The organism is Legionella sp. ST3F1 (assembly GCF_048553315.1).
Taxonomy (GTDB): Bacteria; Pseudomonadota; Gammaproteobacteria; order Legionellales; family Legionellaceae; genus Tatlockia; species Tatlockia donaldsonii.
On the sequence record NZ_JBLZIO010000030.1, the window covers coordinates 1 to 22,475 of the forward strand.

Consider the following 22,475-nt stretch of genomic DNA (forward strand, 5'->3'; position numbering starts at 1 on the left):
TTTTCGACTCCAGATAGTAGAAATGGGAATAGACCCTAAATGGCTTCAAATATTGCCGCCGCACCCATTCCTGTTCCTATACACATAGTAACCATCCCATAACGTCCTTTTGTACGTCGTAAACCATGTAATAAGGTAGCGGTCCGGATTGCCCCTGTAGCTCCTAATGGATGCCCCAAAGCAATGGCTCCGCCTAGGGGATTTACCTTATCAAGAGGCAAATCCAGTGTTTTAATAACGGCTAAAGCTTGCGCAGCAAAGGCTTCATTAAGCTCTATCCAGTCGAGTTGCGCTAAAGTAATACCAGCTTTTTTCAAAGCCAGGGGTATTGCATTAATAGGGCCTATACCCATAACTTCAGGAGGAACTCCAGCAACAGCATAGGCTAATAAACGTCCCATAGGCTGTAAATCATACCGCTTTAATGCGTCTTCACTCGCTAACAAAGCAATAGCCGCTCCGTCACTGGTTTGTGAACTATTACCAGCTGTCACAGTTCCTTTAGCTGCAAAAACTGGACGTAGACGCGCTATTGCATCATACGATGTATCGGCGCGTGGTCCTTCATCGTCAGTCACCATACGCTTTTTGCTTATAACCTCAGAAGACGCCAGATCAGCATGGCGTACGGTGATTTCCACTGGACTTATTTCTGCCCGAAAATCACCTCGTTGTTGCGCCGCAACGGCACGCCGATGGCTTTCTGCAGCAAATTCATCCTGCTGCTCGCGGGTGACTTCCCAGCGTTTGGCAACATTTTCTGCCGTAATACCCATGCCATAAGCAATAGCAACATGTTCGTTGTTAAAAATTGCCGGATTTGCAGTGTATTTGTTACCGCCCAAAGGCACCATAGACATACTTTCGACTCCACCGGCTAGTGCAAGTGGCATATCTCCCTGGGTGATTGATGCCGCCGCAGTTGCGATACTTTGCACACCAGAAGAACAGAAGCGATTAATGGTCATCGCTGGTACTGATTGAGGCATGTCAGCTAATAACGAAGCGATTCGCGCAACATTCATACCCTGCTCGGCTTCTGGCATCGCACAACCAATTACTACATCACCAATAGCTTGCCAATCGACAGGTTGATTACGACTTTTCAACGTTCTTATTGTGTGTGCAAGAAGCTCATCGGGTAGAGTATGACGAAACACACCTCGTGGTGCTTTACCAACAGGAGTACGCAATACATCAACTACATATACATTTGTCATTATCAAGTCTCCTTAATTGCGCAATGGCTTACCAGTTTCTAACAGATGGGAAATACGAGCCTGAGATAATGGTGTTGCCGCCAAAGTCATGAAGGTTTGTTTTTCCAGATGTAGTAACCAGGCCTCATCAACTAATTCGCCCGCATTAACATCCCCACCACAAAGTACATGAGCAAGTTGATTGGCAAGAAAATAGTCGTGTTGAGAAATAAAACCACCTTCAAGCCAATTGACTAACCCGGCTTGCAAACGTGCATGTCCCTCTCGTCCGGCAATTTTAAACTGGGTTTTAAGCGGTGGCTGATAATTGGCAGCTTGCATTGCTTGAATTTGTGCAAGTGCAGCAAAAAGCACTTCATTAGGGTGCATCACCCAACTATCTTTCTCACGCAGGTAGCCGCGCTGCTTGGCCTCAGGCGCACTGCCAGCTACAAGCGCCGTCGCAATTTGTTGAAAATACGGTTGCAAGAAAAGCATTAAATCCGCTTCTTGCGCTTTGGCAGCAGCTCTCATCGCCATTTCTTTACACCCACCGCCAGCAGGGATAAGGCCAACCCCAGCCTCTACCAAACCAGGATAAGCCTCAAAAGCAGCAATGACTGCATCGCAATGCATCATCAATTCACAACCACCACCTAGAGCACGTCCTCGAAGTGCTGCAATGGTTGGAATTGCACAATACTTTAAGCGCAGTGCAACTTGTTGAAATTGGCCAATCATTAAATCCAGCGCATCCATCTTATTTGCCTGAATCAACGCAGCAACACCTCGTAAATCAGCGCCAGAACTAAAATTTGAGGCATCAGATTGATAAATAATTAAACCTTGGCATTCTTTTTCAGCTTTGTCTATTGCCTCTTGTAAGCCATCAAGCACCGCTTGTCCAACAGTATTGGCTTTACTCTTAAAACTAACAACCGCAATATCTTCTTTTAGATGCCACAAATGAACACCTTCATTCTCATATAAAGTTGTCATACGATGAGACGTTTCTTTTAACACTTTATCCGGGAAAAACTGACGCTGATAAACTGCTAGCGGGCTACGTGGAATATACTCATTCTTCTCGGCGGAATAAGCACCCTCCGCACTATAAAAATATTTAATATTAGCTAGCCAGGCAGGTAATTTGGCTTGACTTAAAGTCATTTTTTCAGCGCTAGCTTTTTCTATGCTGGCTTTCATTTCATTAATACCAGCCATTTGCCAAGTTTCAAAAGGACCATATTGCCAACCAAAGCCCCAACGAATGGCTAAATCAACATCGCGTACATTGTCAGCTATCTCAGCTAAATGATAAGAACAGTAATGGAAGAGATCACGATAACAAGCGGTCAAAAATTTGGCTTGTTTATTTGTAGAGGTAGTCAATTGCTGCATGCGCGCTATTGGATCAGCAATCTTCATAATATCTTTTAATTCATTACTGACCTCGCCCTGGGCTGGACGATAAGTTCCTGATTCAAGATCATAAACTTCAATAACCTTTCCATTTTTACGATAAATGCCTTCCCCTGATTTCTGACCTAAACGGCCTGCTTTAATCAAAGCTGTCAACCACTCCGGTAATTTAAATGCAGCATGCCAAGGATCTTCTTTAAGCTGTTTCTCCATCGTGTGCACGACATGTTGCATGGTATCTAACCCTACAACATCCATGGTTCTAAAGGTAGCCGATTTTGGTCGGCCTAATAAAGAACCAGTTAACGCATCTACTTCATCTAAACCAAGTTTCATTACTTGTGCATGATGTAAAGTAGCTAATAGTGAAAACACCCCTATTCGGTTAGCAATGAAATTCGGTGTATCTTTAGCGCGTACAACTCCCTTACCCAGGCGACTGGTTAGCCAGGTTTCCAAATTATCCAGTAATAACGATGTGGTTGTAGTTGCTGGTATTAATTCAGCCAGATGCATATAGCGTGGTGGATTAAAAAAATGGACACCACAAAACCGGTTACGCTGTGATTCGGGTAGCACCGTGGCAAGAGCATTAATACTCAAGCCTGACGTGTTACTGACTAAAATAGCTGTTTTACTCAAATAGGGCGTAATACGCCGGTATAAATCTTCTTTCCAATCTAAACGTTCACCAATTGCTTCAATAATTAAGTCACAATCAGACAAATCAGTCAAATTTTGCTCATAATTTTTTGCCTGTAAGACTAGCCCTGTCTGCGGTGTAGCCAAAGGTGCGGGTTTTAATTTACCCAGATTAGCAATGGCCTTATCAACTAAAGCATTAGTCGCTCCTTCTTTACCTGCTAAATCAAATAATAAGGTTTCAATCCCTGCATTCGCGCAATGTGCTGCAATTTGTGCCCCCATGACACCGGCACCGAGAACCGCAACTTTTTTAATGAAAAATGGTTCCTGCATGATTCATGTCCTTTTTGTAAGTGAAAACATTAGGTTCGGTGTTGATTCGGGTCTGTTGGCATTTCTACTATCTTAGCCAAGAAGCAATGATTTTCTATGCTTCGCTGGCCATTTACTACCCTATGCCAACAGCCCTATTTGCTTTATTGGTATTTATAACTGCCTTCATATAACAAGTCACAATACCATGAGTTACAACGACTACTGGTTACAAAATCATTTCGGTAAGCTGCTCTAAGACAGATTGAAACGAATTCCCTGGGCTAAAGGTAGTGCATCTCCCCAGTTAATCGTATTCGTTTGCCGACGCATATAAGCTTTCCAGGAATCAGAACCTGACTCGCGACCACCTCCAGTCTCTTTTTCACCACCGAAAGCGCCACCAATTTCAGCCCCGGATGTGCCAATGTTAATGTTGGCTATGCCGCAATCGCTACCCATAGCGCTTAAATAACGCTCGGCGTTCTTAAGATTCTGGGTGAACAACGCAGAAGATAGGCCTTGTGGGACACCATTTTGTAAAGCGATTGCTTCCTCCAGACTGCGATAAGGCATCACGTAAAGAATAGGGGCAAATGTTTCTTCTTGTACAATATCCCATTCGTTTTTCACGTCAGTCACCAAAGTGGGTTGAACAAAATAACCAGCTTGATTGATCACCTCACCACCAAATGCAATTTGTCCGCCTGCAGCAAGTATACGTGTAATCGCTTTGCGAAATTGGTTTACAGCCTGTTCATCAATCAGAGGTCCCATCAAATTGTTGCTGTCTAAAGGGTCACCGATAGTAATTTGCTCATAAGCATGTTGTAGTCGCTTAACAACATCGCGATACATTGATTCATGAACAAATAGACGTCTTGTGGAAGTACATCGTTGACCTGCTGTACCAACCGCACCAAAGACAATACCTGGGATAGCAAGATTTAAATCAGCTGATTCATCGAGAATGATCGCATTATTTCCACCCAGCTCCAGAATTGTTTTTCCTAGGCGTTTTGCCACTTTGGCCGCAACCTGCCTACCTACAGCTGTTGAGCCAGTAAAAGAAATTAGCGGTATACGCGTATCATTTACCATCGTATCAGCAATATCGTGCGACTCAGGAATAATTAAACTAAAAATTTCTGGGCAATTATTTTTTTGTAATACCTGATTACAAATATGATGTACTGCAATAGCACAAAGTGGTGTCTTAGCTGAAGGTTTCCACAGCGTTACATTGCCACAGATTGCTGCAATAAAAGCATTCCATGACCAGACCGCGACAGGAAAGTTAAAGGCTGATATGACACCAACGATACCATAAGGATGCCATTGCTCGTACATACGATGATTAGGACGCTCGGAATGCATGGTATTACCATAAAGCATACGTGATTGACCGACAGCAAAATCAGCAATATCAATCATCTCCTGTACTTCACCATCGCCTTCCTGCTTAGATTTGCCCATTTCAAGTGATACTAGACTGCCTAATAGATTTTTATGGTCACGTAACGCTTGTCCAATTTGACGAATTATTTCTCCACGCTTGGGAGCAGGTATCGTCTGCCATTCTTTAGCTGCGATTTGTCCTCGCTCTATCACCTGCTCATAATCACGCATTGAACAGGTTGCTATTTCAGCCAGCTTCTCACCCGTTGCCGGATTAAAAGAGGGTAAACGACTAGTACCAATCTGGCTTTGCCAACCATGACCACTGAAAGCGCCAGGGTTAACGTCGTTGATATTTAAATGTTTTAATAAATCCATGTCATTCTCCTAGGCGTAATGCTGACCAAAACGGTTGGCCAAGACATCATTCAGATGGAAATTTTCCTGTAAAATCAGACCACGGTATTCATTGGCTTGTCCTAACACCAAATCCACTACTGCACAAACGCCGGATGCAGTGCTAACTTGAATAGCCGACCATTCCAAACCGCGAATAGTTGCTGGATATACTTTTTTAACGTAACTTTTTTCGCTTAATTCACCTTGTTTAAGGCCCTCAACAGTCACATAAACCATCACGATATCCTGATAAGTCTTAGGAATAGCTCGCTCCAGAATTCGCTTTAAAGTATCGCGATCTTCGTTTAATTTCAGATCATTCATTAACAAACGCATTTTTTCACAATGCCCAGGATAACGCATGGTTTTGTAGTTTAACGTCTGGACCTTTCCTTGATAAAGCTCAGCCAAACTGCCTAAACCACCTGAAGTATTAAATGCCTCATATTCTGAACCATCAATTTGTATAGACTCTAGCCCCTCAAGAGGCTTTAAGACAACGGGTTTTCCACCCTCAATCCCATAACAAGGATTACCATATTCGTTAATAACACCATCCGTAGACCAAGTTAAAGAATAATGTAAAGCATTGCTAGCACGCTGCGGTAGTGCACCGACACGCAATTTAGCATGATGACAATGGTCGAACTCTTTCATCAGGCTATTTGCGGCAATGCTGATAAAACCAGGCGCAAGTCCGCATTGAGGTACAAAGGCAGTAGAAGCATTTGCAGCGATCACTTTGACTGCTTCAGTAACAGAGGTATCTTCAGTCAGATCGAAATAATGTGCTTTTGCGGCTTTTGCGGCTTTTGCAACATGAGTATTTAAAAAATAGGGAAGGCTTGAAATCACCGCAATGATATTATTTTTTTGCAAATAAGCCTGTGTAGATTCCTGATCTTTGACATCAAGCGCAATTGTTTTGATTTCCGGCATCGCTTGCAATAAACGAGTGACATCCGTTCCAGAAAACTCCACATCAGCCAAATGAACTTGATAGTCACCACTATCGGCTAATAAGCAGGCAATTAAACTTCCAATTTTCCCAGCGCCAGTAATCATAACGTTGTACATATTATTCCTTCTCCTTTGTAAAACGAGCAGTCATCGTACACTAAAAAAATGGTCCTTGAATACTCCCAATCCAAATGATTTATTGTAAAAATCTTGACCTTTGGCAATTAGTATTTTATCGTCGCTTTCATTTAAACACGTAAAAGGTATGACTCGAACAACTTCAGTACAGAGCCTGGCGTTTATTTCGACAAGAGCTATAAGTTATAGCCATCTTTTACGTGCCTTTTTGTTTGGATTATTGCTTCCTTTAAGCTTTGCCCCATTCCACCTGCCTGGGGCAGCCATTTTAAGTCTGGCATTTTTTTATGCTCAGTTAGGCAAAGAGCAAAATCAGCAGGCTTTTTGGGATGGTCTTTTTCTTGGTTTAGGCTATTTTGGCTTAGGGATTTCCTGGGTATTTGTTAGTATCCATGAGTATGGACACCTTAATAGCGTGTTTGCGGCTCTGATTACATTATGCTTTTTAATTTATCTTTCTTTATTTCCCGCCCTGATGGCCCTGATTTTTAAAAAAATGGCTATTCCTCGTTTAGCCTTCCTGTCCTGTCTATTATTTAGTGCATTGTGGACTTTAACAGAATACCTGCGCTCCACATTCTTAAGTGGCTTTCCATGGCTCTTATTGGGTTTTGGCCAATTTGATGCTCCCAGTAAGTATTTACTACCCGTAATTGGCGTCTATGGAGTTGGGTTTTTAACCTGTTTTGCGGCCACAATACTGGCTACCAGCACACAACTCAATGGCTTACGACGCTCCTTGTGTTTAATCGCTTTCGTTGGTTTGCTGTTAAGCCCTTCTTTGTTGAAATATATAAATTGGGCACAAAAAGATTCTACTTCCATGTCAGTGGGAGTAATACAGGCTAATTTATCAATGCGCGACAAGTGGGATGAAAATTTATTTTGGCAACTATTACAGCGCTACCAGCAAGATACCGAAAAATTATTGGGTACTCAGTTAATTGTTATGCCGGAATCAGCCATTCCCCTGCCACCGAGTTATATTGGCGATTTCCTGACTGACATCCATGTTAAAGCAAAACAGGCAGGAAGCGCGGTAATGTTGGGGATTCCCAAACCCACCACAATTGATGAAAACTACTATTTCAACGCTTTAATCAGTTTGGGAAATGCAAAAGGGTTTTACTTGAAACAACACCTTGTACCTTTTGGTGAATATATACCCAAACCTTTCCAACAGATTAGTAACTGGTTAGCAATCCCTGATGCTAACTTAAAACCAGGAGGTACTGACCAAACCCTAATTAAAATAGGTCGTCATGCTATGGCAACTTTAATTTGTTACGAATTAGCTTATGGTGATTTATTACGTCATCAACTTCCACGAGCGGAGTGGATTGTATCGATTAGTGACGATGGTTGGTTTGGCCATTCTTTAGCCATGTATCAGCAACAGCAAATGGCACAGGTACGCTCTCTACAGACAGCCCGCTACCAAATCATTGCTAATAATGATGGTTTATCTTCTGTCGTTAATACTCGCGGAGAAATTACAGCGTCACTCCCTGCCTTCAGTGCAGGTATACTAAAAACAACCTTATTCCCAATGACTGGCATGACTCCCTGGGTTTATTTTGGTGATCTGCCAAGCCTGCTATTTGCTGTTTTGGTAGTGTTTATTTATATGGTTTATCGTATGCGCCACCATAAAGTAAATCATTAACCTATTGCTGCTAAGGACAAGAGGCGCTATCCTTACCGACCTGACTGAAATATAACTAATTAACTATGGATAACAGCTATAAACCCCAAGAAATTGAAGAGCAAGCCCAGCAGTATTGGCTTAAAAAACAATCATTTAGTGTTTCCGAAGACTTAAATAAAGAAAAATTTTACTGCTTATCCATGTTTCCTTATCCCAGTGGTACCCTGCATATGGGACATGTTCGTAACTATACCCTGGGTGATGTTATTGCTCGTTATCAGCGTGCTTTGGGCAAAAATGTATTACAACCTATCGGCTGGGATGCTTTTGGTTTACCCGCAGAAAATGCAGCAATAAAACATGGTATCCACCCTGCTGAATGGACAAAGAAAAATATAGCCTCAATGAAAGAGCAATTCCTGCGTTTAGGTAATGCTTATGATTGGAAGCGTGAAATAGCCACCTGTGATGCTGACTATTACCGTTGGGAACAATGGTTTTTTATCAAGTTATATGAGAAAGGACTGGTTTATAAGAAAAATGCGGTAGTGAACTGGGATCCTGTCGACCAAACCGTTCTAGCCAATGAGCAAGTTGTTGATGGACGCGGCTGGCGCTCAGGTGCCTTGGTTGAACGCCGTGAAATTTCACAATGGTTTATTAAAATTACCGCTTATGCTGACGAATTACTTAACGATCTTAATACCCTGGATGAATGGCCTGCTCAAGTTAAACAAATGCAACGAAATTGGATTGGCCGTTCTGAAGGCTGCGAAATCAGTTTCAAAGTACCAGGTTTTGCCAAGCGATTAAAAATTTATACGACACGTCCGGATACTCTATTAGGAGTAACTTATCTGGCGGTAGCTCCTGACCATCCACTTGCCAAAGAGGCAGCGAACAAACATCCAGAGGTGCAAGCCTTCCTCGATAGTTGCCAGGGTATTCGTATGGCAGAAGCGGATATTGCCACGATGGAAAAACGAGGTATTGATACAGGAATGACTGCCATTCATCCCATCACCGGTCTTGAAGTCCCTGTTTGGGTGGCTAATTTTGTACTCATGCAATATGGTTCTGGCGCTGTAATGGCTGTGCCTGCTCATGATCAGAGAGATTGGGAGTTTGCTAAAAAATATAAACTGCCCATGAAAGAAGTCATCAAACCTGTCGATGGTTCACATGATTACAACAAATCCGCCTTTACCCAGGAAGGCCAGTTAGTAAACTCTGGCCAATTTGATGGTTTATCCTCTAGTGAAGCCCAAAAAGAGATTGCCAATTACCTTGAAACCCACGATGCAGGTAAAACAACAATTAATTATAGGCTGCGTGATTGGGGAGTATCCCGCCAACGTTACTGGGGCACACCAATTCCAATGATTTTTTGCGAAGAATGCGGTATTGTTCCTGTTCCTGAAGATGACTTACCCGTCACTTTACCAGACAATATTCAATTTACTGGTAACGGTTCACCATTAGCCCAGTGTAGCGAATTTGTCCAGGCTCAATGCCCTAAATGCGGGCAAGATGCAACACGAGAAACAGATACTTTTGATACTTTTGTTGAGTCCTCTTGGTATTACGCCCGTTTCGCCTGCAAGGGACAAGACAATGCCATGCTTGATGATAGAGCTAAATATTGGACACCAGTCGATCAATACATCGGTGGTATCGAACATGCCGTAATGCATTTGCTGTATGCGCGTTTTTTCCACAAATTAATGCGTGATGAAGGTTTAGTGAATTCTGATGAACCTTTTAAGGCTCTACTCACCCAGGGCATGGTCCTCAAAGATGGCCATAAAATGTCTAAATCGTTAGGTAATGTCGTAGACCCGAATCACCTGATAGACACTTATGGTGCTGATACAGCACGTTTGTTTGTAATGTTTGCAGCCCCACCAGAACAGTCATTAGAGTGGTCTGATACAGCCGTTGAAGGGGCGCATCGTTTCCTGAAACGAATCTGGTCTTTCGCTTGCCAGCACCAACAGCTATTTATTGACATAAATGATGCCATCATGGGCGGCAATGGTCATGTCGATTGGCAACATGCTCAAAATCGCTTAAAAAAATCTCGTTTGGTTGTACACCAGATTTTAGCCCAAGCTAACAATGATTATGAGCGGCACCAATTCAATACCGTTGTTTCTGGTTGCATGAAGCTTTTTAATGAACTCTCTGGTTATGAACTACAAAATGAAGAAGATAAATACTTCCTCCATTCCGGAATGAGTATTCTTCTTCGTCTTTTAGCCCCTATCACCCCACATATTTGCCATCATATATGGCAGCAACTAGGTTTTGAAAAAGCAATTATTGATGCTCCCTGGCCTAAGGTTGACAAGAGTGCCTTAAAAAGTGATGAGATAGATTATGTCGTACAGATCAACGGCAAACTAAGAGCTCAATTTACAGCCGATAATGATATTACAGAAGATCTACTGATTGACTTAGCCAAGCAGCATACAAAAGCTTTTCTGGAAGGAAAAACAATTAAAAAAGCAGTCGTTGTTACTCATCGCCAATTGATTAATTTGGTTGTCAGCTAATGTTAATAAGACGTCTTTTCAGTTGGTTGTTTTTTTTCCTGTTGACTGCATGTGGCTTTCATTTGCGTGGCATGGTTGACATGCCACCATGGCTTAATAACGTTGCGATTGTTACCCAAAATGCTCATCGAGATTTAGGACCGCTGCTAAAAGATCAGTTACAAGCTTATAATATTAAAGTAAGTCCTAATGTAACACAGGCTGACTATTTATTAATAATCGAAAAGGATAGCAGCCAGCAACAAATTACCAATGTCAGTGCCAGCACCGCACCCAGACAATATCAACTTTTTTATGATGTGCAATTTAGTCTCGTTAGTAAGCAAGGGAACACGATTATTCCTTCCAATCATGTCATATCAACTAGACAGTTAACTGTAAATAATGACAGAATACTGGGTTCAGATTCCGAAGAAACACTACTGTACGGTGAAATGCGGCGTGATGCTGCCATGCAAATAATCAATAGACTGAGTAGAAAATAGCTATAAAGCCCTTAGATACTCAAATAACGAATCTAAGACATCAATATGCTCATTAAACAACAAGCATTAACCTCACATTTAGCAAAAAAAATCTCAGGACTTTATCTTATTATTGGCCAGGATTGTTTCCTTCTTAACAGTACGGCTGACTCAATCAAGAAGGTATGGTGCCCTCCAAATAAAGACGATTATGAGGAAACTACTTTACCCATTAATAATCCGACAGATTGGGAACGACTGGATGAAGAAGCCAACAGTTACTCCTTATTTGCCCATAAAGTTTTAATTGATGTGCGTTATGAAAAGAAAACGCTAGATCCTGCAGGGAAGGAGTTTTTAAGCAGCTATATACAAAACATGAACCCTCGCTGTTTACTACTCATACGGGCACCTAATTTACCTCTTAAACAGTTACAATGGCTCACATCTCATGATAATGCTCATATTGTCCAGGTTTTTTCCTTTGATAATTCGGAAATGCAACATTGGATTAAACAGCATTTGCAAGCAAAAGGATTCACATTCGACCAACAAATTCCCAGCTTAATTCACCAATACACTCAAGGTAATATGCTTGCCTGTGCCCAAGTTATTACCAAGCTTCAGTTAATAGCAGAGCAGAATTGTGTGCTAACCCCAGAAATAGTTAGAGAACAATTAGTTGATCAATGTGATTATCAGCTCTTTGACTTGGCAGACGCCTGTTTATCTTGCTCAGCAGATAGAGCCCTCCAAATTCTTCGTCATGCTTACAATACCAAGACTGAGCCTACCTTAATTCTTTGGTTATTAACCCAAGAAATTCGTCAACTAATTCAACTAATTGAATTAGTCGATCAGTCGGTTCCTTTTAATACAGCTTGTAACCAATTAAAAATATGGTCACAACGTAGCCGGCTCTACCAAACAGCATTAAGACAGGCTAGTTTAGATAACTTACAATCCCTACTGCAATTTTGTAAACTTATTGATGAGCGCATAAAATCAAATCAAAGCGGCCAAATTTGGCATGCTCTTGAACTTATTACTCTCTCGCTTTGTTTAGGAAAAGAGGTAGGTTGTTGTGCATAATTTAATTATCTATGGCGGTACTTTTGATCCAATTCACAATGGTCATATAGAAACTGCCATTAATGTGCAAAATCATTTTAATTTTGAGCAGTTTATTTTCCTACCTTGCAAAATCCCCGTATTAAAAAAGAAGGCTGCAGCAACAGCAAAACAACGTATTGATATGTTAGAACTTGCTGTAAAAAATCTGGATCAAAATTTTGAAATTAATTTAAGTGAAATTAATCGCGAATCACCTTCATACATGGTCCATACCTTGCAAAATTTTCGCCTTGAATTGGGGCGTGAACTGTCCATCACCTTGTTACTTGGTACTGACAGTTTTAACCAATTACCCCAGTGGCATAATTGGCAACGGCTACTAACACTAGCTAATTTGTTGGTTATAAAGCGTTGTGGATCAGAGAATGTGGTTATGTCAGAGAAGATTAAAAAACTACTCGAGCAGCACGAAACATTTGATGGTAAAACCCTGATAAGGAGCTCCCATGGTCTTATCTATTTTTATGATGCAGGCAGCTTTAATATTTCCTCCAGCCAGATACGCAAGCAACTTAGCGAGGGGAAAGATCCAAGCACTTATTTGCCTGAGGAAGTAGCACATTACATAAAAAAACATCAATTATATTTATGATTACTTCTAAAGGAGTTCTCTATGCCTGCCAACGAAACTATCTTAAGCAAACAAGAAAAAAATTGGATATTAGAGAGGCGCATAACAAGACTTTCAGATAATAAAGAGGTTCAAATATATCCAATGGGAGCGGAAAGGTATCTGTCATCTACTTTATTTGAAAACAACAAAGGACGATATAACATTAGAGCTGATATAGAGGGAAAAAATGTTTTAGTCATTCCTGGTTACGGCACTAGTAGTTTTTTATTTGCCCAAGCTGGAGCAAAATCAATTACTGTTTACGATAAGGATCCGGTAACTATTGCCTGGATGAAAGCGTTTAAAAAATATTATCATTACAAAGAGCATACAGACAAAGGTGAGCCTTATCCTTCAATTGAGGAATTATTTACAGCACTGACCTGTTGGTACCCGCCTTTAATGACTTTACCTTCTGGAAAATGCAGAAATATTTTATTCTGGGCCATTAACCCTAACCTGTTGCGACGCGCCTATATCCACTACATGGTATATTTAGTTCGACATGCCATTGAACTTAAAGTTGAAGATAATTTTGAGTTAGATAAAAATATACAATTCAATGCAGGAACAATTGATAAAATTGGGAGCAAAGAAAAACCAGCTTTTGATACCGCCTTTGTCCCTTATCTTTTAGGTGTTCGCAATGGAATAGAAAAAGAAGAAGAGATAGTGAGCTTTATTGAACAATTACTTCAATACGTCCCTACAGGACATATTCTGGTGAATCCTTCACGAAATACAAAAGAATTTTATATTACTGGCAAACGATATCTTGTAGCAATTGACTATGAAAATATTCAGGATATTCCAAAACTAAAACCTTATTTTTTTGAAGAAGATAAGCATTGGTTCCGTACTCAGGGACTTGTAGCCTTTCATAGACCCTATTCTTAAAGAACCCCTATTTCCTAATTTCAGATTAAATTTCCGCTTGTTAATGATCCATTAATCAACACCAATATGACTTTAGCTTGAACGCGTTGCTGGGGGAAAAATTTTTATTCAAGCTTCAGATAGCTCGAAATCACCGGTCATCTGCGTAAGATTTTCTGGAGCATCCGGTGTCTCCAATCCTTTAACTCGATCTATCAAACTCGGCATTAAACCAGATAGCCAATTAACGACCGGATCAAATTTAGCATATAATTTAGAATTACCAGCATACTCTGCATACGGTAGAGAGGTCATTTTTATTACAACCATAATAAGCGCAACGATAAATACCCCACGAACAAACCCAAAGCCCATGCCTAATATTCGATCTGTTCCGCTTAATCCCGTGCTTTTCAAAATAAAACCAAGCAAAGCATTTACTATCCCCCCAGCAATTAGGGTACCGAATAAAATCATAATAAATGCGGTTATCTTCCTTGCTGTTTTATCTTGAATGAATTTTTGCAGCCAGGGATCGAGGTTTTGTGAATAATTAAAAGCAAGCCAAATTGCTAGAATCCAGACACCAATAGCAATTAATTCTTTAACAAAACCCCGAATTAAACCGGTTATAACCGATAAAGCGATAATTCCTACAATCACTAAATCTACCCAGTCCCATGGCATGGCTAACTAACCCCTGTCTCAACAATAAAACCATTGATCTGCATAACACTAGCTAGCTGCTTTTGTAATATCCGAGCTTGCTCTTTTCTATCAGTATGGCCCACGATTACTTTGTAAACAGTACCATCAGTGGTAGTAATTTTATTGTAAGTAGCCTTATACCCTTTGCCACGTAATTTTGATACGAGAGTGTCAGCATTCCGCTGTTGTGAAAAAGTTGCCAGCTGTACCGCATAACGCCCTTTTACTGAAGCTTTTACTGTAACAGGTGCCACTTTTTTATTGATTTTTGCAACCACTTTCGCTTTAGGCTGCGGAATATTTTTTACAACTTTTTTAGCTGCCATTTTGGCGACCGTTGGTTTAGAAACCGGAGTCGTTTTTGCCTTTGGCAGACTTGGTGTATCAACATTTGCTTTAGCTACCACAGGCATCCGAACATCATTCATTGGGCTAAGTGGCTCAGCTTTAGCAACTTTAACTATCGTTTTTTCATCTGGCAGTGCAGGTAATTCAACATGAGCAACTTTAACAGTACCAAACATCGCCTTCTCATCAGGCATAGCAACTTTTGGTGGCAGAGGCTTGGGCGGCAACTGGACCGATACGTTAACATTTCCATCAAAGCGTTGATTAGATTTTTTTACAATTGCAGGAGCAAAAATAGCTCCTATTGATAAGATAACAGCAAGGCCTATAATGCGATGTTTAACTCGTTCATCTAATACTAGTTTCATTCTATCTCCTCAGTTTTAGGGGAATATACTGCGGATAGCACATTTCCCACAGTGATAAACGAACCATAAACTACGATTAAATCATCTGCACCTGCCTGATTGCAAGCAACCTGATAGGCTGACAGAGGATCGCGATAACAGGAAGGTATAATACCACAATTTGTAAATGCTTGGGTTAAGTGCTCTTTTGAAGCTGCTCTCTTGCCTGTTAACAAGGCTGGATACCAATAATCAACACTTTTGACTAAAGGGGCAATCAATCCAACAATATCTTTATCTTTTAACGCTGAAAAAACTGCATGCACAGTTCTATCCACTGACAATTTTTTAATAACTTTTACTAGATTACTCACTGCTTGCGGGTTATGGGCTACATCAAATAGGGTCTCTACCCTTCCCTTTACAAGCTGCCCCCTTCCCATTAAAGAAGCACTTTGAATGCCTTGTATTAACTGAGAACGCTGAATGGGTAACAATGTCTGCAGACAAATTGAAGCCATTATTGCGGCGGCAATAGCATTACCATGCAATTGTGGCTGAGGCAGGTCAATCACTTGCTCTGACCTAACAAACTGCAGGCCATCTGCGTGATGCAGATAATTATAGTCCCGACCATATAAATACAGTGGTGTATTAAGCGCATAAGCTTGTTTTAAAACACTCGCCGGTGGATTATTATCAGCAAAGATCAATGGCTTATTTGCTCTCAAGATACCAGCCTTTTCGAAGCCAATAGCCTCTTTTGTAGTGCCTAAAAAGGTTTGGTGATCAAAATCAATCGTTGTAATAATTGCTAAATCAGTATCGATAATGTTTGTAGCATCCAAACGACCACCCAGCCCTACTTCCAGAATAATCAAGTCAAGGCAATACCGCTTGAAATGCCATAAAGCAGCTAAGGTCGTAACCTCAAAATAGGTTAGATGGGTATTAATCGTATTGCTGACTTCTTCAACAACACAAAATGCTTCACACAGTTGTTGTGCACTGATTGGCTGTCTATTAACTTTGATTCGTTCATTGAATGCCAATAGATGCGGCGAGGAATAACTGGCAACTTGATAGCCTGCTGCCAAATAGATCGCTTCAAGTGAGGCTACCGTTGATCCTTTCCCATTTGTTCCGGTAACTGTAATAATTTTTGCATTTGGATTGAGCAAATCCAAATGCTCAGCTACTTGCTTGATTCGGGATAAGCCTAGTTGAATCTCCTGGAGATGGCGATTTTCAAGATAGGCTAACCACTCAGTAACATTAAAATGGCTATACGGCTTCATCAAAGCTATTGCTTAAATCACGACGAGATAGCTTTGCTATAAGCTCAGCAACAGTGCTCCTTAAGGCCTTTCGCTCGACAATCATATCAATATGGCCATGTTCAAGCAAAAACTCACTACGCTGGAATCCTTCAGGTAAGGTTTGTCTAACCGTTTGCTCAATAACACGTGGCCCTGCAAAACCAATCAATGCATTAGGTTCAGCAATAATAATGTCACCAAGACTCGCAAAACTGGCTGAAACACCACCCATGGTAGGATCAGTCAATACAACAATAAAAGGCAATCTGGTTTCTGAAAATCTAGCGAGTGCTGCTGAGGTTTTAGCCATTTGCATTAATGAAAATAGTCCCTCTTGCATCCGGGCACCACCACTTGCAGTGAAACAAATATAAGCTCTTTTTTCAGCCGTTGCTGCATTAACAGCCCTGACAAATTTTTCACCAACGGTTGCCCCCATAGAGCCACCCATGAAATTAAATTCAAAAGCACTGACAATGACAGGTTGCCGCATCAAAGCACCCTTCATGACAATCAAAGCTTCTTTTTCTCCCGTTGCTTTTTGTGCCTGACTAATTCTGTCTTTGTATTTTTTAGAGTCTTTAAATTTCAAACGATCTATTGGCTCCAAATCTTCCGCAATTTCTTCTTGACCTGCTTCATCCAGAAATTGCGCTAAACGCTCTCTGGCTGACAAGCGATGATGATGATTGCAATTAGGGCATACAGATAAATTTTTTAGTAATTCAGTACGATAAAGAACGGAACTGCAACCCAAACACTTTACCCAAAGCCCTTCAGGAACTCTTTTTTGTGACGTTTCAGTTCTAATTTTTGAAGGCAATAATTTTTTCAACCAACTCATATAGGAATCCATTAATCTTAATCTGTCCATTATAACCTGAAATTAGCACTTGCACGACTAATTGTTATCAAGAATTCCCTCTTACAAGTTGGATTGTTTTTTGACCTTAATTGATTATTTAATTTCAAAAATAATAATAATTAAACAATATGTCTTATAATGGAAATTATTTGGCTTTTAATAGGTTCTTTCTAATAAAAAATACTATCGAAAGCTAAAGTTTATTTCTCTTTTTCCGATAAGGTAATTGGGTTCGATAAATTTAAAAAATAAGAAATTTATCGGTATAAACGGGAAATCCCACTCCAGGGATTCAGGTCGAGGAGATTTAGCCATGGCTCAAGTTATTAATACCAACGTAATGTCGCTTAATGCGCAACGTAACTTAAATAGCTCACAAAAAACGATGCAAACTGCCATTCAGCGCCTTTCATCTGGTTTACGCATCAACAGCGCAAAGGATGATGCTGCGGGTCTTGCAATTACAGAACGTATGACCGCTCAAGTACGCGGTATGACGCAAGCGATTCGTAACGCTAATGATGGTATTTCTTTATCACAAACTGCAGAAGGTGCGATGCAGGAAACCACGAATATTCTGCAACGTATGCGTGAACTTTCCCTGCAATCAGCAAACTCAACCAATAACTCTGGTGACCGTCAAGCCATACAGGAAGAAATTGTACAATTACAAAGCGAGTTAGACAGAATTGCATTAAACACGGAGTTTAACGGCCAACGTATTCTCGATGGTTCATTCTCCAGTGCCAGTTTCCAGGTAGGTGCGAATGCGAACCAAACCATTAACTTCGCTATTGGTAGTATTAAAGCCTCCTCTATGGGTGGGATAGCTCAACAAACAGGTACTCAGGTATCTGCTGCCGCAGCAACCGATATAACCATTGCCGTAGGTTCTGGTGCAGCAACAACCATTAGCTCTAGTGCTGGATTCACCGGCAATGCGCAACAAGATGCCACCTCAGCTTATGCGAAAGCAGCCGCTATTAATGACGCTGGTATTGCAGGTCTAAGCGTCAGTGCCGTAACATCTGGAACTCAAGCAATTGGTCCGATAGGTGGTACCGCAGCAGACACCTATAACCTGAGCATTAACGGTATTGCAATCTTTACCAACGAAGACGTTGCTACCGCACTTAGCAATACCGCACTTAGGGACGCAATCAACTCTGTAAGCAGTCAAACAGGAGTCACTGCCAGCCTTAATGGTGGTAATATGACCCTGACTGCAGCTGATGGCCGTAATATTTCTGTAACAGAGAGTGGTACTGGTTTTACTGCCGGTACTGATGGTTTAACCGTTACTGCTGGCGCCTTCGCGGCTACCTTACGGGGTACACTGACCATTAGTGCAGCAGAAACCTTAACTATCGGTGGTACGGTAGCAACAGTCGGTCTGGCTGCTTCAATTGCCAGAGATTCTAATGGTATTGATACCATTGATGTCAGTACTGTATCCGGCGCACAATTAGCTATCCGTCGTTTGGATTCAGCGCTTACTTCGGTTAGTTCTAACCGAGCCGCAATGGGTGCTCTGCAAAACCGTTTCGAATCAACCATTGCTAACTTGCAAAACGTAACAGAAAGTCTCACTGCTGCAAGAAGCCGGATTCAAGACGCTGACTTTGCCGCAGAAACAGCAAACCTGACTAAGGGACAAATATTACAACAAGCTGGTACAGCGATGTTGGCTCAAGCCAATAGCTTGCCGCAATCAGTGTTGCAATTACTTGGCCGCTAAGAAGAATGAATCCCCCATGCAGAATCTTTGCGTGGGGGAATGTTTGATATGCCTTTGATTTAGTTGACTAAATGGGCATAGGAGGTTGTTATGAATATAGACTCACTAAATAAAGTTAGTGCTCCCTCATTAGGGTCAGTAAATAAAGAGCAAAATAACAAATCAGAGTTCAGTCAAGATATCTCATCATTAGATTTTTCTGCCGCCGCTATTGAAACCACTTCAGCACTTGATAAAGCGACAGGATTATTACAAACAATTGTCACGGATAAATTATCAAATGAGGTTATTCGTAAAATGCCTCCTGATGAATATTTAAAGCTATTATCAATGATTGACAATATGGTTAGAGGCACTATTGATAAAAAAGTTTGAAGTTCATTCTTCAAAATTGGTATCTTGCTTGCAGCTGGATTTTTAAAATTGATAACTAGAACTTTGACGAAAAGGAGTTTATCGTGGCTGGGTTAACATCATCAGGAGTAGGCTCTGGGCTTGACGTTAAAGGGATAGTTGATGCCCTTGTACAAGCAGATATTACTCCGACAAAGAACAGGCTTGATAAACAGGAAGCCAGTATTACAACCCAATTATCTGCTTTAGGCCAAATTAAAAGCGCCTTATCCAATCTGCAGACGTCCATGATAAAATTGTCCAACATAAACCAGTTTTATGCATTGAAAAGTTCGGTGACTGACACAAGTATTCTCTCTGCCAGTGTTAGTAATGATGCTTCTGCAGGTCAGTACCAAATTGAAGTACAGACCATTGCAACCAAACAAAACCTTGCTTCAACTTCCTATACCAATTCATCGTCGACAGTCGGCAATGGCAGTATTACCATTGATTTTGGGACATACAGCAATAACAATACTGTCTTTACTGCAAATCCCAATAAACAGTCAGTAACTATCAACGTTGCTCCTGGACAAGATAGTTTATCCGCCATAAGAGATGCTATAAATAATAGTGGCTCGGGTGTACAAGCCAACATAGTCCAGGATAGCTCAGGTTATCGATTAACTTTAAGTAGCCCAGAAACTGGCCAATCACTAGCAATGCGTATTTCAGTGATTGATAATGACGGCACTAATAATAACTCGACAGGTTTATCAGCCTTAGCTTTTGATCCAACTATTGGCAATAATTCACTGGTTCAAACGACAGTTGCCAAGGACAGCCAAGTTAGTATTAACGGACTTCTATTAACTCAAAGTTCTAACCAACTTAAAAATGCGATTGAGGGAGTAACCATTGATCTTAAAAAGGCTCAACCAGGCACTTTGGTGGATTTAACAATCGCAAATAATGACTCTCAGTTAACCAATGCAGTTAATGAATTTATCAAACAGTACAATGACACGATGACCACCATAAACGCACTCACTTCCTATAATGCTGAAACAAAAAAAGGGGGCACCTTACAAGCCGATTCGGGAGTACGTAATTTAAAATTAAATTTGAGTAAACTATTAGGAGAGCCTTTAGCAAAGAGCGGGAGTACTGTACTTACACTGGCCGACATTGGTATAAAAACCAACAAGCAGGGGTTATTGGAAATGGATAGCGAGAAATTCAATACCGCTGTCGCAAGTAATTATGATGCCATTGCTTCCCTCTTTGCTAAAACAGCAACAGCCACTGACACGAATATACGCATCAAATCCGTGGGAAATGGGGTTAAAACGGGAGTTTATAATTTAGTAATCACTAGTTTTGTTCCCGGTACATCATTATCCGGCACGATTGGTGGTGTAAACGCCACTTCAAGCGATGGCTTAACGTTAAAAGGCACTAGCAGTTTTCAAGGACTTTCTGTTGAAGTTTTGGCAGGTAGTACTGGCGCTAGAGGACAAATCGAAATAACCGATGGCCTTGCCGTAAAATTAAGTAACTTAGTAACTAATTATCTCGGCGATACCGGAGATCTTTCCACTAAAACCGAACAATTAAATGGGCGTTTGGGTGACATTGATACGCAACGCGCTCAACTCACTACAAAAGCCTCTACTCTTTCTAATCGTTATACAAAACAGTTCACTGCACTGGATGCTTTATTAGTTAAAATGCAAAGCACCAGTGATTTTCTGACCCAACAGTTAGCCAACCTACCACAATTGACTGCGAACAGGAGGTAAATACAATGAAAAATCCTCATCAACAAGCGCTTGAGCAATACAAATCAATCGAATTGCAAACCCGTGTGGAGACTGCAACCCCTCACGAATTGATTCACTTGCTATTACAAGGTGCACGTTCACACATAGCCACTGCACAAGGTAACATACAACGTAAGCAAATAAGCAAGAAAGGCGAGCATATTGGCAAAACAATAAGCATTATCGAAGGTCTGCGCGTAAGTCTTGACCATGAAAATGGGGGCGAAATTGCTGAAAACCTGGATAAACTTTATGAATATATTCAACGTATTCTACTAAAAGCCAACTTGGATAATGATATTGAATTACTTATGCAGGCCAATACACTACTCACAGACATCCATGAAGCGTGGCAAGCTATTAAATTAGAAAATGCATAACTTACATCAAAACGACTATTCCTGACAAAATTAATAATAATTTAACAAACAATTTGTAAAGTTTTTTTTCTTTATGCCGTTAAATTAGATACCAGTTAAACTAAATTGGGCTCATCATGAAACGGCTAATTACAAAGACAATAATATTAGTAGCCATACTAGTTTCAACAGCCTGGTCTCAAACGCGATATGGAGAAACATTGTGTAAGGAGCCTGACTACTTCTGTATTAAAATAAAAAATGGTCAAAGCTGGAATAGCTTGTTTCCGAATGACGAAGAGAAAGATATTGTACGCCGTGTTAATCGTATGAACATTACTTTACGAGCGGGTATGGTTATAGCAGTTCCTAGAAACATCGATCGATTGACTATCTACGATGTTTCCCCCTTCCCTCGTTATATAGAACCTGAAGGGGAAAAAACCATCTATATCAGTCAAAAAAAATTAGCTTGGGGCGCTTATGATGAAGATGGTGAACTATTATGGTGGGGACCGATTTCATCAGGTGAAGGCAAGTGCCCAGGCGTAATAGGTGGTTGCTCAACACCTTCTGGTGCGTACCGCATTATTCGTAAACAAGATATTGACTGTATTTCTACCGCCTTTCCTAGACGTGCAGATGGCAATAATGGTGGTGCTGAAATGCCTTTTTGTATGCATTTTTTCCGTGGATATGCTCTGCATGGAAGTGAAACAGTACCTGGCTATCGAGCAAGTCATGGCTGTATAAGGATGTTTACCGAAGATGCTCGCTGGTTAAATGAGGAATTTGTTGAATTACCGGGCGGCGGGATGAAAGGTACTCGAGTCATCATTGATTCGGTCGATGATTAGGGTCTGTTGATA

At 40.9% G+C, this 22,475-nt stretch carries 19 protein-coding genes; 11 read left to right on the forward strand and 8 right to left on the reverse strand.

Annotated features, from left to right (window positions below):
• Nucleotides 1-35 precede the first annotated feature (35 nt).
• The 4 genes from ACN4Z1_RS15285 to ACN4Z1_RS15300 form a co-directional block, all read right to left on the reverse strand.
• Nucleotides 36-1,220 (reverse strand): acetyl-CoA C-acyltransferase, encoded by a 1,185-nt coding sequence (locus ACN4Z1_RS15285; protein ID WP_228364694.1) that lies wholly within the window; start codon nt 1,218-1,220, stop codon nt 36-38.
• Between the two features lie 12 nt (nt 1,221-1,232).
• The gene (locus ACN4Z1_RS15290) at nt 1,233-3,599 is read right to left on the reverse strand and encodes a 3-hydroxyacyl-CoA dehydrogenase/enoyl-CoA hydratase family protein (RefSeq protein WP_228364695.1); all 2,367 of its coding nucleotides are present in this window, start codon (nt 3,597-3,599) and stop codon (nt 1,233-1,235) included.
• 234 nt (nt 3,600-3,833) lie between these two features.
• Complete coding sequence (locus tag ACN4Z1_RS15295) at nt 3,834-5,354, reverse strand: aldehyde dehydrogenase family protein (protein WP_228364696.1); 1,521 nt, start codon at nt 5,352-5,354, stop codon at nt 3,834-3,836.
• Nucleotides 5,355-5,363: 9 nt separating this feature from the next.
• Nucleotides 5,364-6,452 carry a saccharopine dehydrogenase family protein gene (locus ACN4Z1_RS15300; RefSeq protein WP_228364697.1) on the reverse strand — a complete coding sequence of 363 codons (1,089 nt, stop codon included), beginning with the start codon at nt 6,450-6,452 and terminating at the stop codon, nt 5,364-5,366.
• 148 nt (nt 6,453-6,600) lie between these two features.
• Here ACN4Z1_RS15300 and lnt point away from each other — a divergent pair, with 148 nt between their 5' ends.
• The 6 genes from lnt to ACN4Z1_RS15330 all read left to right on the forward strand — a co-directional run bounded on the left by lnt (nt 6,601) and on the right by ACN4Z1_RS15330 (nt 13,784).
• Entirely contained in the window at nt 6,601-8,139 is a 1,539-nt protein-coding gene (lnt, locus tag ACN4Z1_RS15305) for an apolipoprotein N-acyltransferase (protein ID WP_228364698.1), read from the forward strand.
• 65 nt (nt 8,140-8,204) lie between these two features.
• Nucleotides 8,205-10,676 (forward strand): leucine--tRNA ligase, encoded by a 2,472-nt coding sequence (gene leuS, locus ACN4Z1_RS15310; protein WP_228364699.1) that lies wholly within the window; start codon nt 8,205-8,207, stop codon nt 10,674-10,676.
• On the forward strand, nt 10,676-11,161 hold the full coding sequence (gene lptE, locus ACN4Z1_RS15315) for an LPS assembly lipoprotein LptE (RefSeq protein WP_228364700.1): 486 nt from the start codon (nt 10,676-10,678) through the stop codon (nt 11,159-11,161). The genes leuS and lptE overlap by 1 nt, the downstream gene beginning before the upstream one ends.
• A gap of 45 nt (nt 11,162-11,206) precedes the next feature.
• Nucleotides 11,207-12,232 carry a DNA polymerase III subunit delta gene (gene holA, locus ACN4Z1_RS15320; protein ID WP_228364701.1) on the forward strand — a complete coding sequence of 342 codons (1,026 nt, stop codon included), beginning with the start codon at nt 11,207-11,209 and terminating at the stop codon, nt 12,230-12,232.
• Complete coding sequence (gene nadD / locus ACN4Z1_RS15325) at nt 12,225-12,866, forward strand: nicotinate-nucleotide adenylyltransferase (protein ID WP_228364702.1); 642 nt, start codon at nt 12,225-12,227, stop codon at nt 12,864-12,866. The genes holA and nadD overlap by 8 nt, the downstream gene beginning before the upstream one ends.
• A 21-nt stretch (nt 12,867-12,887) precedes the next feature.
• Nucleotides 12,888-13,784, forward strand: coding sequence for an ABC transporter permease (locus tag ACN4Z1_RS15330; RefSeq protein WP_228364703.1), 897 nt, complete (start codon nt 12,888-12,890; stop codon nt 13,782-13,784).
• Between the two features lie 108 nt (nt 13,785-13,892).
• On the opposite strand, the gene ACN4Z1_RS15335 is transcribed toward ACN4Z1_RS15330, so the two are convergent.
• From ACN4Z1_RS15335 to accD, 4 genes are read right to left on the reverse strand one after another with little or no spacing between them, the layout of a single operon-like run.
• Nucleotides 13,893-14,450: a CvpA family protein gene (locus tag ACN4Z1_RS15335; RefSeq protein ID WP_115221265.1), complete on the reverse strand. Its 558-nt coding sequence runs from the start codon at nt 14,448-14,450 to the stop codon at nt 13,893-13,895.
• A 2-nt stretch (nt 14,451-14,452) separates the two neighbouring features.
• The gene (locus ACN4Z1_RS15340; protein ID WP_228364704.1) at nt 14,453-15,187 is read right to left on the reverse strand and encodes an SPOR domain-containing protein; all 735 of its coding nucleotides are present in this window, start codon (nt 15,185-15,187) and stop codon (nt 14,453-14,455) included.
• Nucleotides 15,184-16,464 carry a bifunctional tetrahydrofolate synthase/dihydrofolate synthase gene (folC, locus tag ACN4Z1_RS15345; protein WP_370634603.1) on the reverse strand — a complete coding sequence of 427 codons (1,281 nt, stop codon included), beginning with the start codon at nt 16,462-16,464 and terminating at the stop codon, nt 15,184-15,186. Before folC ends, ACN4Z1_RS15340 begins: the two co-directional genes overlap by 4 nt.
• Nucleotides 16,451-17,329 carry an acetyl-CoA carboxylase, carboxyltransferase subunit beta gene (accD, locus tag ACN4Z1_RS15350; RefSeq protein ID WP_228364706.1) on the reverse strand — a complete coding sequence of 293 codons (879 nt, stop codon included), beginning with the start codon at nt 17,327-17,329 and terminating at the stop codon, nt 16,451-16,453. Before accD ends, folC begins: the two co-directional genes overlap by 14 nt.
• Before the next feature lie 334 nt (nt 17,330-17,663).
• Here accD and ACN4Z1_RS15355 point away from each other — a divergent pair, with 334 nt between their 5' ends.
• The 5 genes from ACN4Z1_RS15355 to ACN4Z1_RS15375 all read left to right on the forward strand — a co-directional run bounded on the left by ACN4Z1_RS15355 (nt 17,664) and on the right by ACN4Z1_RS15375 (nt 22,463).
• Nucleotides 17,664-19,088 carry a flagellin gene (locus ACN4Z1_RS15355; protein ID WP_228364707.1) on the forward strand — a complete coding sequence of 475 codons (1,425 nt, stop codon included), beginning with the start codon at nt 17,664-17,666 and terminating at the stop codon, nt 19,086-19,088.
• Between the two features lie 90 nt (nt 19,089-19,178).
• The gene (locus ACN4Z1_RS15360; RefSeq protein ID WP_115221260.1) at nt 19,179-19,463 is read left to right on the forward strand and encodes a flagellar protein FlaG; all 285 of its coding nucleotides are present in this window, start codon (nt 19,179-19,181) and stop codon (nt 19,461-19,463) included.
• Nucleotides 19,464-19,546: 83 nt separating this feature from the next.
• Nucleotides 19,547-21,226 carry a flagellar filament capping protein FliD gene (gene fliD, locus ACN4Z1_RS15365; protein ID WP_419388077.1) on the forward strand — a complete coding sequence of 560 codons (1,680 nt, stop codon included), beginning with the start codon at nt 19,547-19,549 and terminating at the stop codon, nt 21,224-21,226.
• A 5-nt stretch (nt 21,227-21,231) separates the two neighbouring features.
• Nucleotides 21,232-21,627: a flagellar export chaperone FliS gene (gene fliS / locus ACN4Z1_RS15370; RefSeq protein ID WP_115221258.1), complete on the forward strand. Its 396-nt coding sequence runs from the start codon at nt 21,232-21,234 to the stop codon at nt 21,625-21,627.
• Between the two features lie 116 nt (nt 21,628-21,743).
• On the forward strand, nt 21,744-22,463 hold the full coding sequence (locus ACN4Z1_RS15375; RefSeq protein ID WP_228364709.1) for a L,D-transpeptidase: 720 nt from the start codon (nt 21,744-21,746) through the stop codon (nt 22,461-22,463).
• Nucleotides 22,464-22,475: the final 12 nt, after the last annotated feature.

Bases quoted from the DNA above. Each gene is read 5' to 3' on its own strand.
- leuS (WP_228364699.1), top strand. From the start codon at position 8,205: ATGGATAACAGCTATAAACCCCAAGAAATTGAAGAGCAAGCCCAGCAG.
- holA (WP_228364701.1), top strand. From the start codon at position 11,207: ATGCTCATTAAACAACAAGCATTAACCTCACATTTAGCAAAAAAAATC.
- lnt (WP_228364698.1), top strand. From the start codon at position 6,601: ATGACTCGAACAACTTCAGTACAGAGCCTGGCGTTTATTTCGACAAGA.
- ACN4Z1_RS15360 (WP_115221260.1), top strand. From the start codon at position 19,179: ATGAATATAGACTCACTAAATAAAGTTAGTGCTCCCTCATTAGGGTCA.
- ACN4Z1_RS15375 (WP_228364709.1), top strand. From the start codon at position 21,744: ATGAAACGGCTAATTACAAAGACAATAATATTAGTAGCCATACTAGTT.
- lptE (WP_228364700.1), top strand. From the start codon at position 10,676: ATGTTAATAAGACGTCTTTTCAGTTGGTTGTTTTTTTTCCTGTTGACT.
- ACN4Z1_RS15285 (WP_228364694.1), bottom strand. From the start codon at position 1,220: ATGACAAATGTATATGTAGTTGATGTATTGCGTACTCCTGTTGGTAAA.
- ACN4Z1_RS15355 (WP_228364707.1), top strand. From the start codon at position 17,664: ATGGCTCAAGTTATTAATACCAACGTAATGTCGCTTAATGCGCAACGT.
- accD (WP_228364706.1), bottom strand. From the start codon at position 17,329: ATGAGTTGGTTGAAAAAATTATTGCCTTCAAAAATTAGAACTGAAACG.
- ACN4Z1_RS15340 (WP_228364704.1), bottom strand. From the start codon at position 15,187: ATGAAACTAGTATTAGATGAACGAGTTAAACATCGCATTATAGGCCTT.
- folC (WP_370634603.1), bottom strand. From the start codon at position 16,464: ATGAAGCCGTATAGCCATTTTAATGTTACTGAGTGGTTAGCCTATCTT.
- ACN4Z1_RS15295 (WP_228364696.1), bottom strand. From the start codon at position 5,354: ATGGATTTATTAAAACATTTAAATATCAACGACGTTAACCCTGGCGCT.
- ACN4Z1_RS15335 (WP_115221265.1), bottom strand. From the start codon at position 14,450: ATGCCATGGGACTGGGTAGATTTAGTGATTGTAGGAATTATCGCTTTA.
- ACN4Z1_RS15290 (WP_228364695.1), bottom strand. From the start codon at position 3,599: ATGCAGGAACCATTTTTCATTAAAAAAGTTGCGGTTCTCGGTGCCGGT.
- ACN4Z1_RS15330 (WP_228364703.1), top strand. From the start codon at position 12,888: ATGCCTGCCAACGAAACTATCTTAAGCAAACAAGAAAAAAATTGGATA.
- ACN4Z1_RS15300 (WP_228364697.1), bottom strand. From the start codon at position 6,452: ATGTACAACGTTATGATTACTGGCGCTGGGAAAATTGGAAGTTTAATT.
- fliS (WP_115221258.1), top strand. From the start codon at position 21,232: ATGAAAAATCCTCATCAACAAGCGCTTGAGCAATACAAATCAATCGAA.